This is a genomic window from Streptomyces silvisoli (genome assembly GCF_029269905.1).
GTDB lineage: Bacteria > Actinomycetota > Actinomycetes > Streptomycetales > Streptomycetaceae > Streptantibioticus_A > Streptantibioticus_A silvisoli_A.
The window spans coordinates 96,049-113,324 of record NZ_JARJBC010000012.1 but is presented as its reverse complement, the minus strand read 5'-3'; the positions used below and the strand labels follow the sequence as shown (position 1 = coordinate 113,324).

At 71.5% G+C, this 17,276-nt stretch carries 18 protein-coding genes; 9 read left to right on the top strand and 9 right to left on the bottom strand.

Going from position 1 to position 17,276, the window contains the following annotated elements; genetic code table 11:
• Nucleotides 1–2 precede the first annotated feature (2 nt).
• On the bottom strand, nucleotides 3–2,633 hold the full coding sequence (locus P3G67_RS19715; RefSeq protein ID WP_276094617.1) for a SpoIIE family protein phosphatase: 2,631 nt from the start codon (nucleotides 2,631–2,633) through the stop codon (nucleotides 3–5).
• 405 nt (nucleotides 2,634–3,038) lie between these two features.
• Here P3G67_RS19715 and P3G67_RS19710 point away from each other — a divergent pair, with 405 nt between their 5' ends.
• Nucleotides 3,039–3,791 carry a CAP domain-containing protein gene (locus P3G67_RS19710; protein ID WP_276094616.1) on the top strand — a complete coding sequence of 251 codons (753 nt, stop codon included), beginning with the start codon at nucleotides 3,039–3,041 and terminating at the stop codon, nucleotides 3,789–3,791.
• Nucleotides 3,792–3,893: 102 nt separating this feature from the next.
• Here the strand turns inward: P3G67_RS19710 and P3G67_RS19705 are convergent, their stop codons facing one another.
• Nucleotides 3,894–4,220, bottom strand: coding sequence for a transcriptional regulator (locus P3G67_RS19705; protein WP_276094615.1), 327 nt, complete (start codon nucleotides 4,218–4,220; stop codon nucleotides 3,894–3,896).
• The gene (locus P3G67_RS19700) at nucleotides 4,217–4,528 is read right to left on the bottom strand and encodes a hypothetical protein (protein ID WP_276094614.1); all 312 of its coding nucleotides are present in this window, start codon (nucleotides 4,526–4,528) and stop codon (nucleotides 4,217–4,219) included. Before P3G67_RS19700 ends, P3G67_RS19705 begins: the two co-directional genes overlap by 4 nt.
• A 104-nt stretch (nucleotides 4,529–4,632) precedes the next feature.
• Between P3G67_RS19700 and P3G67_RS19695 the strand changes: the two genes are divergently transcribed.
• The 5 genes from P3G67_RS19695 to P3G67_RS19675 all read left to right on the top strand — a co-directional run bounded on the left by P3G67_RS19695 (nucleotide 4,633) and on the right by P3G67_RS19675 (nucleotide 8,632).
• Nucleotides 4,633–5,634: a L,D-transpeptidase gene (locus tag P3G67_RS19695; RefSeq protein WP_276094613.1), complete on the top strand. Its 1,002-nt coding sequence runs from the start codon at nucleotides 4,633–4,635 to the stop codon at nucleotides 5,632–5,634.
• Nucleotides 5,635–5,825: 191 nt separating this feature from the next.
• A complete protein-coding gene (locus P3G67_RS19690; protein ID WP_276094612.1) occupies nucleotides 5,826–6,809 on the top strand; it encodes a L,D-transpeptidase in 984 nt (327 codons plus the stop codon).
• Between the two features lie 71 nt (nucleotides 6,810–6,880).
• Nucleotides 6,881–7,399, top strand: coding sequence for a hypothetical protein (locus P3G67_RS19685; RefSeq protein WP_276094611.1), 519 nt, complete (start codon nucleotides 6,881–6,883; stop codon nucleotides 7,397–7,399).
• Nucleotides 7,400–7,606: 207 nt separating this feature from the next.
• The gene (locus tag P3G67_RS19680; protein WP_276094610.1) at nucleotides 7,607–8,029 is read left to right on the top strand and encodes a DUF7144 family membrane protein; all 423 of its coding nucleotides are present in this window, start codon (nucleotides 7,607–7,609) and stop codon (nucleotides 8,027–8,029) included.
• 30 nt (nucleotides 8,030–8,059) lie between these two features.
• Entirely contained in the window at nucleotides 8,060–8,632 is a 573-nt protein-coding gene (locus P3G67_RS19675; RefSeq protein WP_276094609.1) for a YbhB/YbcL family Raf kinase inhibitor-like protein, read from the top strand.
• Nucleotides 8,633–8,724: 92 nt separating this feature from the next.
• Here the strand turns inward: P3G67_RS19675 and P3G67_RS19670 are convergent, their stop codons facing one another.
• From P3G67_RS19670 to P3G67_RS19655, 4 genes are all read right to left on the bottom strand, one after another.
• A complete protein-coding gene (locus P3G67_RS19670) occupies nucleotides 8,725–10,233 on the bottom strand; it encodes an NADH-quinone oxidoreductase subunit NuoF family protein (protein ID WP_276094608.1) in 1,509 nt (502 codons plus the stop codon).
• Nucleotides 10,230–11,084 carry a hypothetical protein gene (locus tag P3G67_RS19665; protein WP_276094607.1) on the bottom strand — a complete coding sequence of 285 codons (855 nt, stop codon included), beginning with the start codon at nucleotides 11,082–11,084 and terminating at the stop codon, nucleotides 10,230–10,232. The genes P3G67_RS19670 and P3G67_RS19665 overlap by 4 nt, the downstream gene beginning before the upstream one ends.
• Nucleotides 11,085–11,278: 194 nt before the next feature.
• Nucleotides 11,279–12,289, bottom strand: a complete 1,011-nt coding sequence (locus tag P3G67_RS19660; protein ID WP_276094606.1) for a hypothetical protein — start codon at nucleotides 12,287–12,289, stop codon at nucleotides 11,279–11,281.
• Nucleotides 12,290–12,392: 103 nt separating this feature from the next.
• Nucleotides 12,393–12,854: a MarR family winged helix-turn-helix transcriptional regulator gene (locus P3G67_RS19655; protein WP_269855495.1), complete on the bottom strand. Its 462-nt coding sequence runs from the start codon at nucleotides 12,852–12,854 to the stop codon at nucleotides 12,393–12,395.
• Nucleotides 12,855–12,944: 90 nt separating this feature from the next.
• Between P3G67_RS19655 and P3G67_RS19650 the strand changes: the two genes are divergently transcribed.
• Both P3G67_RS19650 and P3G67_RS19645 read left to right on the top strand, forming a co-directional pair.
• The gene (locus tag P3G67_RS19650) at nucleotides 12,945–13,808 is read left to right on the top strand and encodes an SDR family NAD(P)-dependent oxidoreductase (protein WP_276094605.1); all 864 of its coding nucleotides are present in this window, start codon (nucleotides 12,945–12,947) and stop codon (nucleotides 13,806–13,808) included.
• 72 nt (nucleotides 13,809–13,880) lie between these two features.
• Nucleotides 13,881–14,549 (top strand): transglycosylase SLT domain-containing protein, encoded by a 669-nt coding sequence (locus P3G67_RS19645; RefSeq protein ID WP_276094604.1) that lies wholly within the window; start codon nucleotides 13,881–13,883, stop codon nucleotides 14,547–14,549.
• 115 nt (nucleotides 14,550–14,664) lie between these two features.
• Here P3G67_RS19645 and P3G67_RS19640 read toward each other — a convergent pair whose 3' ends face one another.
• Nucleotides 14,665–15,255, bottom strand: coding sequence for a hypothetical protein (locus P3G67_RS19640; RefSeq protein WP_276094603.1), 591 nt, complete (start codon nucleotides 15,253–15,255; stop codon nucleotides 14,665–14,667).
• 452 nt (nucleotides 15,256–15,707) lie between these two features.
• Between P3G67_RS19640 and P3G67_RS19635 the strand changes: the two genes are divergently transcribed.
• Nucleotides 15,708–16,259 (top strand): sugar O-acetyltransferase, encoded by a 552-nt coding sequence (locus tag P3G67_RS19635; protein ID WP_276094602.1) that lies wholly within the window; start codon nucleotides 15,708–15,710, stop codon nucleotides 16,257–16,259.
• Here P3G67_RS19635 and P3G67_RS19630 read toward each other — a convergent pair.
• A complete protein-coding gene (locus P3G67_RS19630) occupies nucleotides 16,256–17,131 on the bottom strand; it encodes a helix-turn-helix transcriptional regulator (RefSeq protein WP_269855490.1) in 876 nt (291 codons plus the stop codon). The genes P3G67_RS19635 and P3G67_RS19630 overlap by 4 nt on opposite strands.
• Nucleotides 17,132–17,276: the final 145 nt, after the last annotated feature.

Sequence of the window (17,276 nt, the reverse complement as noted above, 5' to 3'; positions counted from 1 at the left end):
GTTCAGGCGCCGTCGGCCTCGCCCACCGGCAGCCCCTGCTCGGCCCAGATGGTCTTGCCGGTGGGTGTGTAACGCGTGCCCCAGTGCTGGGCCATCTGGGCGATGATGAACAGCCCACGGCCGCCCTCGTCGTCGGTGGCGGCATGGCGCAGGTGGGGGGAAGTGTGGCCGGTGTCGGAGACCTCGCAGATCAGGGTCCGGTCCCGGATCAGCCGGACGTGGATCGGGCCGTCGGCGTACCGGATGGCGTTGGTGGTCAACTCACTGACGATGAGTTCGGTGGTGAACGCCAGCTCCTCCAGGCCCCATTGGGCGAGCTGGGCGGCGACCGCGGAGCGGACACGACCGACCTTCTCGGGGTCGGCGGGGAGTTCCCACACCGCCACCTGATGCTCGCCGAGCACCCGGGTGCGTGCCAGGAGCAGCGCCGCGTCGTCGTCCACCGGCCCGGGCAGCAGGGTCGCGACCGCCCGGTCGCACAGCTCCTCCAGTGGGCGCTTGTGCTGGGCGAGGGTTTCGGCCAACTGGGCGAGCCCGGTGTCGGTGCGGTCGGCGGCCTGGACCAGCCCGTCGGTGAACAGGGCGATGAGACTGCCCGGCGGAAGCTGGAGTTCCGTGCTCTGGTACGGCAGACCGCCGACGCCCAGCGGCGGCCCGGGCGGCAGCTCGGGATAGCTGGCGACGCCGCTGTGCGGGGTGACCACCGCCGGCAGCGTGTGTCCGGCCCGGGCCATGCTGCACCGCCCGGACACCGGGTCGTACACCGCGTACAGGCAGGTCACCCCGCGTGCCTCGTCGTCTCCCTGCCGGGCGTCGGCGACGCCGTCTTCGGAGTCCTTCAGCGCCACCAGGTCGTCCAGCCTGGACAGCACCTCGTCCGGGGCGAGGTCCAGCCGGGCCAGCACCCGTACGCCGGTACGCAGCCGGCCCATGGTGGCGGCGGCGCGCAGACCGTGGCCGAGCACGTCGCCGACGACCAAGCCGACCCGCGTACCGGACAGCGGGATGACGTCGAACCAGTCGCCGCCCACCCCGGACCCGCTGTCGGCGGGCACATACCGGCTGGCCAGTTCCACGGCCGTCTGCGGCGGCAGCCGCTGCGGCAGCAGGTTGCGCTGGAGCCTGAGCGCCGAGGTGTGCTCACGGGTGATGACCAGCATCAGCACGACGCCGAGCAGCAGCGCGCCCAGGCCCACCACGGTCACCCCGCCGACCTGTCCCACCAGCGGTACGTGGACCGAGGTCACGCCGTACTTCGGGTTCGCGTACACGTCGAAGGCGGCGTAGCAGAACAGGAACAGCATCATCAGCCCGCCGAGCCCCGGCAGCAGGCCCTTGAACAGCAGGTCCCTGGCGCTACGGGTGAGCACCCCGCGGTAGTACCAGACGCAGGCGAAGCCGGTGAGGCCGTAGTAGAAAGCGATCGCCAGGCCCACCGACTGGATCGAGTCGGCCAGTACGTCACGGCTGAACGCGGTCAGCAGCACCAGGAAGCCGATCGAGGCCAGGCCCATGCCGACCGTCGACCAGGTCGGGGTGAGGAACCTGCGGTGCACCCGGGCGAAGCGGGACGGCACGGCCTTGTGCGCGGCCATGGAGAAGACGGTCCTGGCCATCGGCAGGATGGTGGTCTGGGCCGACGACACCGCCGACGTCAGCACCATGAGGACCAGCAGCCGGGACAGGAACAGTCCGGTGCCGTGGCTGCCGAAGACGGCGTTGCCCAGGCCGGAGAGCACATCACCCGAGTGGGCGGCGTTGCCGAGGCCCATCCCGGTGCGGCCGATCCCGGCGAAGGCCTGCGCGGAGGTGGCGACCAGGCCGTAGAGGCCCAGCAGCAGCACGGTGGAGACGACCGCGGCGCGGCCGGGGATGTGCGTGCTGTCGGCGGTCTCCTCGTTGACCGTGACGGCGGTGTCCCAGCCCCAGTAGATGAAGACCGCGGCCAGGATGCCCTCGGTGAGCGCCCTGGGGGAGGCCACCTGGAAGGGGTCGAACCACGAGGCGGACACACGCATCGCGGTCGGCGGGTTGCCGGTGTACACCCTGACCAGGGCGGTCACCGCGAACAGGAGCAGCACCGCCACCTCGATGCACAGCAGCCAGCGCTGCACGGTGGCAGACAGCTCGATGCCCACGTAGCAGATCGCGGTCATCACGATGATCCAGCCCACTCCCGCGACGGTCGTCCACAGCCGGTTGCCCGCGAGCGCGTCGTAGCCCAGCAGCCGGAAGCCGTAGATACCGGCGATCTCGGCGAGGTTCGCCATCACGATGATGTCGGCGACGATGATGCCCCAGCCGCCCATCCAGCCGATGCGCGGGCCGAAGGCCCGGGTCGCCCAGGTGAAGGTGGTACCGCAGTCGGCGTTGCCCGCGTTCAGCTCCCGGTACGCGTATGCGATCAGCAGCATCGGTACGAAGGCCAGCATCGTGACGATGGGTGCCTGGAGGCCGACGCCCGCCACGATGAGGCCGAGCGCGGCGGCGAGGCTGTACGCCGGCGCGGTGGACGCCAGGCCGATGACGACCGAGGAGAACAGCCCCAGGGTGCCGCTCTTGAGCCCCTTTCGCCCCGCACCGGCGTCTGGCGCGAGCCGGGCGGCGTCGGCGGCACCACCAAAGAGCTTCACACCTGATTCCAACTCCGCGCTTCCCGGCCCGCAACGCCTGGCCGGGACGGCGGGGCGGCACGGGCGGCCATCTGGGGGCCGCGCCGTCAGATGGCCGGTCCTGAACGAACCGGGTCACGCCCACCCCACCGAGCCCCGCACCCCGCCACACCCACCGCAACGATCACGCGTGTCCCCGCCCACCCGCCGCCCCCAGTGACCACATCCGCAGGCTCCCTGACGTAGCGTCAGCTACCTCAACGCCCTTGTGCGACCGCGTAGTTCACGTGCGCCCACTCCGTGATCCCAAGCCCCGCCTCATCCCGGCCTTAACGGACCCCAAAGTCGCACTCCGCGCCCCCGAAACCGCCTAAGTTCATTGCCGCCCGGGCACCACCCACCCCCGAAAACCAGAGGTAACGGCACATGAGCGCGCACCGTCGCACCGACGCGGGAAAGCGGAGGCACCGCCTCTCACGCAGGCCGCGCCTACGGCTGGCACTGGCAGGAGGCGCGGCGATCGCCGTCCTGGGCGGTGGCACCGCCTTCGCCTGCCTGGGCGCCCCCGGCCAGCCGCCCACCCCAGCCGCCGCACGGCAGTCCGCACAACGGGCGACCGGCCAGGAACCGGCGCCCGACATCACCTGGACCCCCGGCCCGACCCCAGCCACCGCCCGTACCCCGGCCCCGCGCATACCCGCCACCCACCGCACCCGGCACCCGCGGCCACCCGCCCCCAAGGGCACCGCCAACGCCGATGACCCGCTCCAGCAGGTGCTGGCGGTGATCAACAAGGCGCGGGCCGCCCATGGCCTACCCGGGTACACCCTGCTGAACGGGCTCACCCGAGCCGCCGCCGCGCACAACCACGTGATGGCCGACGGCTGCGGCCTGTCCCACCAGTGCCCCAACGAGCCGCCGTTCTACGAACGCGACCAGGCGCAGGGCGTACCGGCCTCGGCGGGCGGCGAGAACATAGGCGAGGGCGGCCCGTTGAGCGACACGCGGCGGGCGGTGGCATCGATGGCCGTCCAACTGACGCAGGGCATGCTGGACGAGAAGCCACCGAACGACGGCCACCGCCGGAACATCCTGAGCTCCACCTACGCCCACATAGGCATCGCCACCTACCGCGACCCAGCGGGCACGGTCTGGCTCACCCAGGACTTCTCCCAGTAGCGGCGCGCGCAGCGGTAACGTCCCTAACCCGTAACCCAGTTGAGCCGGAGGGCGAACAGGGGTGCCATCCGCCGAAAGCGGCTGACACCCCTTGCCCCGCGGTCAGTCCGGGGCCTGTGACTCCGCCGGCCAGACCACGTCGTCCGCCATCTTCTGAAGCGCCGCCACATGGCCGACGAACGCCCTGCGCCCCCGCCAGGTCAGCGACAACCAGGTCTGCGGCATGCTGCCCACGATGCTCTTGCGCACCGTGACGAAGCCTTCCTTCTTCAGACCGGACACATGCTTCGACAGCAGCGAATCGGACAACTCCAACCGATCGCGAACCACCCGGAACTGGGCCGACGCACAGCCCGACAGCAGCGCGACGATCTTCAGCCGGGTGGGCTGGAGGAACCCCTCCACCAACTCCGCCCGTTCCCCGGTCACTTCCTGCGCGCCCTTTCGCGCATCCCCGTGGGGATCCAGCCGAGCACCCCCGCGAGCAGCAAGGCCCAACCGAGCCCGTCCGCGAGCCAGACCACGACCTCGACGCTGACCACGGCGAGTTCAAGCCACATGAACCGCCAACGCTGCGCCATCGTCAGCCCGGCTCCCGGCAGCGGGGTGATGCCGCCGCGCCGCACGAACAGCACCGTGCCGACCAGTACGCCGAGGGCCGCCACGAACCCGATGGCGATCAGCGGTTCCATCCAGCTGGTCCAGTAGGTGGGGGCGCAGAACGGCCGGGCACCCAACAGGCTTTCTTGGCCGATGCTTTGCCCCCCGCCCGCAACCGTTCGCACGGGTCCCGTGTCTCAGACGGCGGTGACATCTGACCTGACATGAACGGAGCAGGAGCGTGGGGCGGAGAAAGCGCAGCGCTGGGGTAGCACTACTGGCCGGTGCGGTACTGGCCGGTACGGGCGTGTTCGGCGGCAACGCGATGGCGGCGACGCCGGACGGCAAGGCGGCGGCCAAGGCGCCGGTGAAGGCGAGCGCGCCGCAGGCCGCCAAGGACAGGGCGGGTGCGCGCCCGGCAGCGGCCCACTCGTCGCGCGCGGCGATGCTGCTGGACTCGATCACGCCCAGCAGCGGTAGCACCGTGGGCGTGGCCATGCCGATATCGGTGGTGTTCTCCAACCCCGTGGCGCCCTCGGCCCGGGCCAACATCGAGCGGCACCTGAAGGTGACCACCTCGGTACCGGTCACCGGCGCGTGGCACTGGTTCGGCGACCGGCGGGTCGACTACCGTCCGCAGAAGTTCTGGCCGTCCGGCACCAGGGTCACGCTCAACGCCAACCTGACCGGAGTCGGCGACGGTTACGGCCGCTACGGCGTCCACGGCTACCAGCACACCTTCACCATCGGCGCCGACGTCGAGGCCACCATCTCCGTGCCGGGCCACACCATGAGGGTGTACCGGAACGGCAAGCTGGTACGCACCATGCCGATTGACGCGGGCAGCCCGCAGTTCCCGTCCTGGGACGGCACCATGGCGGTGATCGACAAGCAGGCCAAGGTGCGGATGACGTCGTGCAGCGTGGGCATCACCTGCGACCCGCACAACCCCAACTACTACGACATCACGCTGCCTTGGGACGTCCACCTGACCTTCTCGGGCACCTACGTCCACTACTCCACGGCCGACCCGCACCCGGGCCACGCCAACGGCTCGCACGGCTGCGTCCACCTGTCGCTGGCTGACTCCGAGTGGTTCTACAACTACGCCAAGCAAGGTGACCCGGTCACCATCACGGGTTCGCCGCGCGGCAAGGCCGCCGGGGACAACGGCTACGCGGACTACGACCTGAGCTGGTCGCAGTGGCTGGCGGGAAGCGCCACCGGCGCCACCACCGCCTGACCCCGTACCGCATGCGCCCAGGCCCAGGTCAGCGACCTGGGCCTGGGCGTTTTCGCGGCACCGTATCTGTGAATCATGCCGCCGAGTCCGAATTTTGGCCTTTGCTTTGCATCCTCCCTGGAACCCGTTGCTTACAGTCGATGTCTCTGGGGATGTTGAAATCCGATGAAGTGACGTGAGTGGAGCAAGGCGTGGGGCGGATCAAGCGCAGCATCGGGATGGCACTACTGGCTGGTGCGGTGCTGACAAGCGCCACCGCGTGCGGTGGGCACGCGATGGCCTCGACCACCGACGCGAAGGCGTCCGCGCAGCCCGGCACGAAGGCCAAGCCGAGCGCGCACCCGTCGCCGACCCGGCCCGCCGGGCCGCCGATGCTGCTGGACACCATCGCACCGGAGAACGGCAGCACCGTGGGCGTGGCCATGCCGATATCGGTCCAGTTCTCCAACCCGGTGGCGCACTCGGCCCGGGCCGCCGTCGAGCGGCACCTGAAGGTGACCACCTCGACACCGGTCACGGGCGCGTGGCACTGGTTCAGCGACACCCGGGTCGACTTCCGGCCCAAGGACTACTGGCCGTCCGGCACCAAGGTCACCCTCAACGCCGACCTGAACGGGGCCAGCGACGGAAACGGCCGCTACGGCACCCGTAGCTACCAGCACACCTTCACCATCGGCGCCGACTTCGAAGCCAGCGTCTCGGTGACCGGACACACCATGAAGGTCACCCGCAACGGCTCGGTGGTGCGCACCATGGCCATCGACGCGGGCAGCCCGGACTTCCCGTCCTGGGACGGCACCATGGCCGTGATGGACAAGCAGGCCAAGGTGCGGATGACCTCGTGCAGCGTGGGCATCACCTGCGACAAGAGCAACCCGAACTTCTACGACCTGACGCTGCCCTGGGACGTACAGCTCACCACGTCCGGCACGTACGTCCACTACTCCACCGGCGACCCGTACCCGGGCCACAGCTACGGCTCGCACGGCTGCGTCCACCTGTCGCTGGACGACGCGAAGTGGTTCTACAACAACGTCGAGCAGGGCGACCCGGTGACCATCTCCGGCTCGCCGCGCGGCGACGCCGCCGGGGACAACGGCTACGCGGACTTCAACGTCTCCTGGACCCAGTGGCTGGCGGACAGCGCCACCGGCCAGCAGACCACCGGCGCCTAGGCGTCAAGCGGGCGGTAAGCGGGCCCGGCCCGGCTACCGCCCGCACAGCTCCATCGGCCATACTGCCCGCCGTGGAGCACCGCATAGGTCAGAACAGCCCGTCCGTGCACGCCGCCGGAACCGATCCGGCGTACGTCCCCGGCCTGACCCCGCCGCGCCCTGCCGAGGCGGAGGAGCAGCCGCCGGTACCGGAGGCCGTGCTGCCGGACGCCGCACAGGACGCCCGCACCGAACCGGAGACGGAACCCGAACCGGAGGCAGCCGCCGCCGAGGAGGAGGAGCCGCGACCGGTGGCCGACGGCCCGGCCTTCGAGGTGTCCGACCGACGCGGTTCGATCACCGTCGACAGCACCGGCGTCACCTTCCGGCTGGACGACGAGACGGCCGAGTTCGGCTGGTCGGAGATCGGCGCGGTGGAGATGGACACCCCCCGCTTCGGCCGCCGCCTCACCGTCACCGTGTACACCACCGGCCGCCGCAGCTACGACGCCGACATCGAGGCTCCCAACCGGAGCCTGCCCAAGCAGTGGGCGGCGGAACTGGACGCGGTACTGGAGTCCTACTTCGAGGACACCGAGACCGCGGGCTGATCCGCGGTCACCGGCCCCCGCGGTCCCGGGCGCCGCGCTCCTGCCCGCGCGGCCCGGCATCCACGGCGCCGAAGATCATCCTGGCGGCCACCCCGATCAGCGCCGACGCTGGTAACGGGGTGAGACGGCACGGCTCCGGACGGTGGCACCGATAGGTCCTCTTCCAAAACGGGAAGAGGTCAGAAGGGGCCACACATGGAGGTTGCTATGACTTCACATGCCTACCGGGCCGGCGTGGCAGAGCAGGAAGGCCGCGGTCTGGCGGTGTTCGCAGGGGTCATGCTGGGACTGCTGGCACTCTTCAACGGACTCGACGGCATCGCGGCCATCGCCAACTCGCACGTCTTCCTCGGCAACGCCCACTTCGTCCTCGGCGACCTGCGGGCCTTCGGCTGGCTGCTGCTCGCGTTGGCGATCCTCCAGGCGTTCGCCTGCGTCGGCGTGCTGTCGACGGGGGCCGAGTGGGCGCGCTGGTTCGGCGTCGTGGTGCTGGGCCTGAACGCGTTCGCGCACATGTTCTTCATCCCGGCCTACCCCGTGTGGTCCGTACTGATCATCGCCTTGGACATCGCCGCCATCTACGGGCTGAGCGTCTACGGCGGGCGCGTCCAGTCGGCTCGGTCACCGTAGGAACATGTTCGTGTGCCTACAGTAGGCGCCATGCGAGGACACCGCGCCCAGGCGTTCATGGCGACCGTGGCGGCACTGCTGGTGTGCGCCGCCTGCTCCGGTGGCGGGCCGAAGACCGCGCCCGGGGCTCCGCCGACCGGCACGACGGCCACCGGCCTCACGCTCACCCGGGGCCAGGGCTTCGACAGGTCCGGTGCCTTCGTACGGCTGATGACCTGTGACGACCCACGGGACTACTCACCGGGCCTGAACTTCGCGCATGTGCCCGCGGGCACCGCCGAACTCGCCGTGTCCATGGTCGACTTGGACGCACACAAGATCCACTGGCTGCAGCTCGGCATCCCCGCCGACGCCCACGGCCTGACCGCCCACCACCTCACGCCGGGCGCCCGCGAGGCGCTCAACGACTTCGGCGAGGCCACCTACGACGGTCCGTGTCCACCACACGGCACCACGCACCACTACCAACTCACCCTGTACGCAATGCGCGAGCGGACCCCCGCGTCCCTGAACGCCAAGACCCCGCCCACCCAGACCCTGCGCGAACTGCGGCACCGGGCGGTCGCCTCCGCGACGCTGGTGGCTCCCTACACCCGCCGCTGACCCGGCGTCCCGCGGTCCCTCCTACCGCCGGGACCCGGCCCCTCTTGAGCGACCGGACCTTGTACGGGACAGTCCCGCGCCGCGTGGCCGCCTCACCGCCTTTCCAGGCGCAGCGCCAGCGCCGGGCAGCGGGCCACCGCCCTGCGGGCGCGCGGCAGCAGGTAGTCCGGGAGCGGGACGTCGTCGAAGACCGGGTAGCCGTCACGGTCCAGGCGCATCGCCTCCGGGAGGAGGTCGGCGCACAGCCCGTGCCCCACGCACAACGTCCAGTCCACAGCGAGCCGTTCGCCGACGCCCGGCCCGTCGTCCGTCGGCAGTGGGAGCAGCCCGGCCACCGGTCGCCCGCAGCCGCCGCCCAGTACATGGGCGGCCAGGTCATCGGTGAACGTGTTCACCGCCGACAGTACGAACCGGGCCGAACCGTCCGGGTGTTTGCACGCGCCCCGGCCACGCACCGACCCCGCGTACTGCCGTAGCGTCTCCAACGCGGGTTGCCCGCCGCCGGCCAGCACGTCGGCCAGCGCACCGGCGAGCGCGGGCAGGCCCAGGCGGCACGGCCCGCACTGGCCCGCGGTCTCGGCCGCCAGCCACCGCGCGACCAGCAGCGTCTCACCCAGCGGGCACACGTCGTACGACAGCGGCAGCACCGCCCCCGCGCCGAGCGTCGCCCGGTGCGCGGCCATGCTGGTACGGGAGATCGAGGCCATCGAGGCGGCGCTGGGATCCAGCCAGGCGCCGTGGTAGCCGCCGACCAGCACACCCTGGCCGATGCCGGTGCCGCAGCTCTCCAGTACGTGCGCCAGCGGCACCCCGGTCGGGGTCTCCACCACCACCCGTCGCGGCACCGAGCCGCCGAGGGTGAGCAGCACCGTGCCCGGCTCCTCGGGCGCACCCGTCGCGGCGTAGTACTCCGCGCCCATCCGGGCGGCCACCGCGATCTGCGCGAACGTCTCGGTGTTGGACACCAGCGTGGGCAGCCCGGACAGCCCGCGCTCGGCGGACCGCACCCGGCGGCCGGGCGGCAGCGCGGGGCCGCCGTCCGCCGCCCTCAGCAACGCCGTTGCCTCGCCGGAGACGAAACGCTCCGGCATCCGGAACACCCGGGCCCGCAGCCGCCGTCCGCGCCGGTCGGACAGTCCGCGCTCGGCCAGCGCCGCGCGCACCGACTCCTCCAGCGGCCCCTGGGTGACGCCCACCACCAGTTGCTCAGCGCCCAGCGCCTCGGCGGCCAACAACGCGCCGTCCAGCACCAGATGAGGGGCGCGGGCCAGCAGCACGGTGTCCTTGCGGCAGGCCGGCTCGCCCTCGCAGCCGTTGACCACCACGGCGGTACGGGTGCGCCGCTTGCGGGCCGAGTCGGCCACGGCACGCAGTTTCCGGGCGAAGGGGAAGCCCGCGCCGCCCCGGCCGCGCAGGTCGATGTCCGTTGCCAACTGGGTGAGTTGGGGCAGCGTGAGGTCGGGCAGCGGGCCGTGTACGGACAGGTGTGTGGTCCAGTCCAGTCGCGCCGCCATGTCCATTCCGGCGGTCAGTCGCGGCAGTCCGAACGGGCGCACCTCGGGCAGGTCGCTGGCCAGGCTGCGTACCGGCAGGTTGTTCATCGGCGGCCCTCGATCCGTGACCGGGTCGTCTCCGGGGCGTACGGGTACGGCGGGTTCCTGCGGTCCGTCCGTCTGCGCCGACCGCCCGCCCGGCGGCGGCCGGTCGGCGCGATGGGGGGCCGACGTATCGACGGGGCGCGTTCCTGGCGGGCCGGTCCGCGCATGCGCACCGCCACCACGGCCGTGACGGCGATCATGCAGGCGATGTACGACGCGGTGACCCACCACGCGGCGGGCCGCCCCGCCTTCAGCCCGTGCACCAGCGCCGCCAGCCACGAGACATACGAGGCCGCGTGCAGGATCCGCCAGCGCACCGGGTGCCGCCGGGCGGCGAACGCCCTGCGGGCCACCCCGGTGCCCACCGCGAGCACCAGCAGGTAGCCCGCGACCACACCGACCGCGATCAGTACCCCGCGGGCGGAGAACCCGATCGGCACGAACGCCGCTACGAGCGAGGCGTGCTGCTCGGAGACCTTGATGCCGACGTGCAGCACCAGGAAACCCAGCGAGATGACGCCGAGCCCCCGGTGCACGCCCTGCGCCCACAGCCGACCACGCGGGCCGAGGAAGGCGGTGTCGGTGCTGATGACCCCCCACAGCACCGCGCCGGTGAGCGCCACCAGCGAGATGACACCGGCGAAGTAGTCCAGGAAGCCGCGCACCCCCGCACCGGCGCTCAGTACCAGGCCGAGCCCCACAGCGCTGGCCACCACGGCCAGTACGGTGCCCAGCAACATCCTCGTGGACGGGCTGAGTTCGACGGCGATCGCCGGCGGGCCGCCCAAGGCGTCCGCCGAATCGTTGAAGCGCCCACGTGCTTGGCCGCGCCCCGAATCCACCGCTCGCCTCATCACGCTCCGATCTCCCCTGCCGATGCCGATCCGTTTGGCCTTGGTTACGGAATCGAGACGTTGGCGGTTCAATCGGGAACTCACCTGCCCGGTCGGTCAGTTCACGCTGCGCACCAGGGCACGCCGGATGCGGTCCCGGTACCCCCGCCACCACTGCTCCGGGCCGCGTATGTGGACATCGGGGCCTGACGGCCTCAGTCGCCCTTCGCCTTGGCGTAGGCGGCGGCGATCGTGCGGAAGACGTGCTTCGGGCGGAGCGTGCCGTCCGGGAGGACGGCCTGCACGCCGTAACCGGCCATGTCGGTGTCGCGGGTGGGGTCGGAGGAGTGGTGTATGAGGTGCCAGGAGGCGTAGGTGAACCAGAAGGCGGCGTCCAGGCCCTCCTCCTCGAACACGGCGAGGAGTTCGGAGAAGTACCGGGACTGCTCCCGCTCGTCGCGCTCCAACCGCTCCTTGAGGCGGCGTTCGCCGTCGGCGCCCTTCTCCAGCACCATCCATCCCGCGCCGCCGCGAGCGGCCGCGCCCCGGTACGTACAGCAGCCGAACTCGGTGGCGACCACCGGCTTGCCGTGCCGAAGGTGTCCGCGCACCTCGTCAGGGAACGTGGCCTCGTTGTAGTGGGCGCGGTAGGCGTCCACGCCGACGATGTCGAACGGCGTCCAGTCGATGTGCTCCCACGGTCCGGACGCGTAACTGATCGGCCCGCCGAAGTGCTTGTGGGCCTCGTCCGCGACGTCGGCGAGGAAGGTGTTCAACCGGGCAATGACCGCCGGGAGTTCGGTGGTGTACCACTGGCTCGGCGAGTGCATCATGGCGTTCAGCCGGGCGCCGAGATCGTCGCCGGGGATGAAGCCCGGGTTGAAGAGGCTCACCTCGCAGCCCGTGACGTAGACGACTTCGGCGCCGGTGGCGCGTATCCGCTGCGCGCGCCGGGCGCACTCGGCGAAGTACTCGATCAGCTGCTCGCGGGCCATGTTGCAGGGGAACGGCGCGAACCACACCTCAAGCCCGGCCTCCGCGGCCGCCTGCGCGGCGACGGAGAGCCGCTCGGGGTCGGCGCCGGAGACGCGTACCGCGTCGCAGTGGAGTTCGTTGACGATGACCGCCATGTCGCGGCGCACGGCGTCGGCGTCGAAGTGCGGACGGCTGCTCTCGTCTCCGAACGGGTCGAACCCGGTGTCGTAGTTGATTCCGTGACGGCGCATGTCAACGCTCCTGCGGTGAAAGGGACTTCAGCGTCCCACCAGCGAAGCGCTGCCCGGCAGTGCAGAGTGTCCACGTTCGCGCATGACATCTGTCATGCGGGGGTCAGGCGGCTTGTCCCTTGAGCTTGCGCCAGACCGTCTCCAGCGCCCGGATGTCCTCCGGGCCGAGCAGTTCGGTGAAGACCGGTCCCAGTACCGCCCGGCGCGTGGCATCAGCCTCGCGGAAGGCCGCGCGGCCCTCCGCGGTGAGTTCGACCTGCACCGACCGGGCGTCCGTCGGCGACGGTGTGCGCGCCACCAGCCCCCGGGCCACCATCGCGTCCAGAACGCGGGAGACCTGGCTGCGGCTGAGCATCGTCCTGGCGCCCAGGTCGGAGGAGGCCACCGGCTCGCTCTGACCGTTGAGCCACAGCAGCACCTCGAACCAGGACAGCGACAGCCCATGGGCCCGGGACAGCTCGCGGTCCACCCGTGCGGCGAGCGTGGTGCCCGCCCACACCAGACCGTAGAAGGCGTGGTCCTCCTCGGAAAGGGTTCCGATGGTCAGCTCCGGGCGACGGCTCATGCCACCCATCGTACGGCTTGCGTGTACACACACGCATTGTTTAGTGTGTGTGCGCACACATAAATCGCGCCCTTCAAGACAAGGCCTCCCATGCCCTCCACCAGCCCGAACGCCCAGCCCAAGACCGCTCTGATCACCGGCACCTCGTCCGGAATCGGCCTGGCCGCCGCCGTCGCCGCCGCACAGGCCGGCTGGCACACCGTCGCCACCATGCGCGACACCTCCCGCGCCGACGCCCTGCGCCAGGCCGCGGCCGACGCCGGGGTCGCCGACCGGATCGAGGTGCGCCGCCTGGACGTCACCGACCCGGCCTCGGTGGCCGCCTGCGTGGAGGCCGTACTGGCCGAGCACGGACGGCTGGACGCGGTGGTCAACAACGCGGGCGCGGGCCACGTCGGCACCATCGAGCAGGAGACCGTGGCCGACGTACGGGCCGTGATGGAGGTCAACTTCTTCGGCGTGGTGGAGGTCGCCCGCGCCACCCTGCCCCACCTTCGCGCCTCCCGTGGCCGCCTGATCACCGTCACCAGCGTCGGCGGTGTCGTCGGCCAGCCGTTCAACGAGGCCTACTGCGCCGCCAAGTTCGCCGTCGAGGGCTTCCTGGAGTCGCTCGCCCCGGTCGCGGCGACCACCGGCGTCACCGTCACCCTGGTCGAACCGGGCGCCGTGGCGAGCGAGTTCGTGGCCAACGTCAACGTCGACATCCCGGCCGCACTGGAGGCGGCGGGACCCTACGCCCCGGCGCTGCGCAACTACCTCGACCGTACGGCCAACGCGTTCGCCGCCGCGCAGAGCCCCGCGGACGCCGCCGCGACGATCGTCGCGGCGCTGGAGGCGGACCGCCCCGCGCTGCGCATGCAGACCTCCGAGGCGGCGCGCGGCTTCGTCGCCACCAAGCTCAAGGACCTGGACGGCTCCGCCACGCTCGCCGTCACCAACGGCTGGGTCGCCTGAGGCGGGCCGAACCCCGCCGCGCGGCGTATCTTTCGGTACGCGGGGGTCCGGGCGGCACAGGGAGGGCACGACGTGGCGGAGCCACGCAGGTCTCGGTGGGGTGTCGGCCTCGCGGTCGCCGTGCTGGTCGCGGCGGGGTGGGCCGCCGCCCGCGGCGGGCACGGGACGGAGTCGACCGCGCCCCGCAAGCCCGGGGAGTCGGCGGCGCCCACCGCCACCAGCACGCCGGGCGAGCGACCGACACCGAACAACCAGGACCCGTCCCGCTACGCCCCGCAGGTCATCAAGTACGCCAAACGGGCGGAAATCAACCCGCAGTTGCTGATGGCGATCCTGTACAACGAGTCGTACAAGCCGCATGACCCCGCCTGGGAAAGGGCCTGGCAGCGCATCAAGCCGGATGCCGCGTTCGGCATCGCCAACATGCACAAGGCCGCGTTCGACGAGACCAAACAGGGCCGGGACTTCGCCGACCGGGACTGGCAGCAGCTGCCCGACGATCCGGCCCTCGCGGTCGAGGCCGCCGCCTGGTACCTGCACGACCTGGCCCGGCAGCTCCCCGCCGAGCGCTCCAGCCGCTACACCGAGGACGATTTGCTGGCCCTCGGCTACAACACCGGCCCCGGCAACATGGCGGCGTTCGCGCGGGGCGCCAAACCGGGCGCAGCGGCACAGTCCTACCTGGACCAGCTCCACAGCAACTGGTCCGTGGCGGCGAGGGCACTACACGGCGCCGGTTGAGCAAGCCGCGGACCCTGTGAGCCTCGGCATGGCGTTCGCATGAGCACGTCAGTATGGTGTGGCGCGCCAAGGGGGAGCCGGGGGGCTGATCCAAAGGAACGGACCAGCGCATGCACTACTGCGAACGGTGCGGGAGCCACCTCGGCGAGGCGTACGCCTGCCCGGTGTGCGGCACGCCCCACAGCGCGCCGCCGACGTGGCAGGTGCCGCCGGTTGGCGCACCGCGAACCGGTCCGCACCCCCTGTACCAGAGCCTCATCCCTCCGATGCCGCAGCCGCGGACGTACGAGGTCCCGGAGCCACCGGACGAGGAGGCGGCCGAGGCCGACGAGGAACCGCCCGCCCCCAGCCGTCGCCGCGGCGCCACCCGCTCCCGCTCCCGTAGGGCGGCGCGCCGCAGGGGTGGAACGGCCAAGCTGGTCCTGGGCGTTGCGGGAGGACTCGTCCTGGTGGGGGTCGCCGCGACCGTACTGCCCGGGGAACTGCTGCCGACCGGACCGTCGCGGGTGGACAACGCGCAGTCGACGAACTCCTCCACCATGGCGGAGCCGACGGCGACGGCCAGCGCGGCGACGGCGGCGCCCCGGGCGTCGGCATCCGTCAGGAAACCAGTGCCGCACCGTCCTTCGCACTCCGCCCAGCCCTCGCTTCCCGCGGTGCCGAGCGGAACCGCCGCGCATACGGCGGTCCCGGTCTCGGCCCCCATGGCACCGAGCCGGACTCAGAACAACACGCCCCCGCCCGCGCCGACGCAACCGACGCCGAGCCCGCGGCCGCGGCCGACCCAGCCACCGACGTGCTTCCTCTTCTGGTGCGACTAGGACGTGTCCGGTGGGTGGCCCCTGCCCTTGAGGTCATTTCACGGTCACTGTGGCCTTCCAGGGGGTGACGACAAAGGGCAGAGGTGGCCCCGGTCAGGGCGGCAGGTTCGTCCTGCGCTGATGGTGACGGCGCCAGAGCGTTCCGCGTGGAGAACCGCTGACGTGCCGCCACGTGAGCGGCCGCCGGCACCGCGGCACCAAGTCGGGTCCAGACCACCCGACCGTGGGCCGTGGCACCCGACCCATCGGGCACGACCCAGCCCCGATCGGCGGGCGGCCGTCCAACTCGACTGCCGCTAGCCTTCGTTGACGGCACCGGTCGGCAGGAAGGGCCACCATGGGCGAGCACAAGCGACGCATGCTGAACGGCGACTGGTACCTCCCCGACGATCCCGAGCTGGCCGCGGACACGGTGCGCCGGGACAGGCTGTGCTCGGCGTACAACGCGGCAGGGGATGCCGAGGAGCGGCAGGCGATCCTTGAGTACCTGCTCGGATCAGTGGGCGAGCAGGTGCGGATCCGGGCGCCGTTCCACTGCGACTACGGCTACAACATCCGCATCGGCACCGGTACGTTCGTCAACTTCGGGGCGGTCTTCCTCGACCCGGCGCCCATCACCATCGGCGCCCATGTGCAGATCGGGCCGAACGTGCAGTTGCTCACCCCGACCCATGAGATGGACGCGGAGCGTCGGCGAGCCGGGTGGGAGAAGGCGCTTCCGGTGGTGATCGGCGACAACGTCTGGCTGGGCGGCGGGGTCATCGTCTGCCCCGGGGTGACCATCGGCGAGAACACGGTGGTCGGCGCGGGGGCGGTGGTCACCACTGACCTGCCGGCCGGAGTGCTGGCGGTCGGCGGTCCGGCCCGGGTGGTCCGCCGGCTGGCCTAGTGGTTCAGCGGCGCACGCTCAGCCGGGGCGGTTTCCGGAACGCCCAGGTCCAGCAGCGTCATCGCGTCATGGTCCGGGGTGCCGGACGTGGCCATGTAGACGACCATCCGCTGGCCGTCGGTGCGGTTGAGGTTCACCACCTCGTGCACCAGGGTCATCGTGCCGACCAGCGGATGCCGGAAGGTCTTCGAACCGTCGCCGATCGCCCGTATCTCGTAGCGCTCCCAAAGCCGGTTGAACTCCGGGCTCTTGACGATCAGCTCGCCGACGAGTGCGGCCAGGTCCGGTGCGTCGGGATCGCTTCCGGCGACCGCGCGCAGTTGGGCGACGCAGCCCTTGGCCTTCTGCTCCCAGTCCGGCCACAGGTCTCGGGCGGCCGGGTGCAGGAAGGTGTAGCGGATGGTGTTGCGCTGCCGGGCGGGCCAGTCCGCAATGCCGTGCAGCAGCCGTACGCCGCCGGGGTTGGCGGCCAGCAGGTCGTTGGTACGGCTGACGACGTACGCCGGGTTGGGCCGGACCGTCTCCAGCAGCTGCTTCACGCTGGGCCGCACCGTGCGGCTCGCCCGCGGCCGGGGTTCGGGTGCGCGGCGGGCCGCCTGGACCGCGAGGTCGCGCAGGTACTGCCGCTCCTCGTCGTTCAGCCGTAGCGCGTTGGCGAGCGACTCGACCACCGCCGGGCTGGGCCGGGTCTCCTTGCCGCGCTCAAGGCGGGTGTAGTAGTCGATGCTCACGCCCGCCAGCGTGGCCAGTTCCTCACGGCGCAGCCCGGGAGTGCGGCGCACTCCGGCGCCGGTCGGCAACCCCACGTCGGCGGGCCGCACGCCACCTCGACGGGCCCGCAGGAACCGTCCCAGCTCGGTCTGCTCGGTCATGGCCACAGTCTGCCAGCGCGTCATCGCCGCGGCGCAACGCAGTTGGGGGGCCGTGTCACTCCCTGGCTGGCAACTCCCCCGAACATCGCGGTCTGCCACCGGCCGGAGAACCGGGCCAGTGTGGAGCGCGACGGCGAACACCACC

Bases quoted from the DNA above. Each gene is read 5' to 3' on its own strand.
- P3G67_RS19710 (WP_276094616.1), top strand. From the start codon at position 3,039: ATGAGCGCGCACCGTCGCACCGACGCGGGAAAGCGGAGGCACCGCCTC.
- P3G67_RS19680 (WP_276094610.1), top strand. From the start codon at position 7,607: ATGACTTCACATGCCTACCGGGCCGGCGTGGCAGAGCAGGAAGGCCGC.
- P3G67_RS19675 (WP_276094609.1), top strand. From the start codon at position 8,060: ATGCGAGGACACCGCGCCCAGGCGTTCATGGCGACCGTGGCGGCACTG.
- P3G67_RS19670 (WP_276094608.1), bottom strand. From the start codon at position 10,233: ATGAACAACCTGCCGGTACGCAGCCTGGCCAGCGACCTGCCCGAGGTG.
- P3G67_RS19665 (WP_276094607.1), bottom strand. From the start codon at position 11,084: ATGAGGCGAGCGGTGGATTCGGGGCGCGGCCAAGCACGTGGGCGCTTC.
- P3G67_RS19660 (WP_276094606.1), bottom strand. From the start codon at position 12,289: ATGCGCCGTCACGGAATCAACTACGACACCGGGTTCGACCCGTTCGGA.
- P3G67_RS19655 (WP_269855495.1), bottom strand. From the start codon at position 12,854: ATGAGCCGTCGCCCGGAGCTGACCATCGGAACCCTTTCCGAGGAGGAC.
- P3G67_RS19650 (WP_276094605.1), top strand. From the start codon at position 12,945: ATGCCCTCCACCAGCCCGAACGCCCAGCCCAAGACCGCTCTGATCACC.
- P3G67_RS19640 (WP_276094603.1), bottom strand. From the start codon at position 15,255: ATGGGGGCCGAGACCGGGACCGCCGTATGCGCGGCGGTTCCGCTCGGC.
- P3G67_RS19635 (WP_276094602.1), top strand. From the start codon at position 15,708: ATGGGCGAGCACAAGCGACGCATGCTGAACGGCGACTGGTACCTCCCC.
- P3G67_RS19630 (WP_269855490.1), bottom strand. From the start codon at position 17,131: ATGACCGAGCAGACCGAGCTGGGACGGTTCCTGCGGGCCCGTCGAGGT.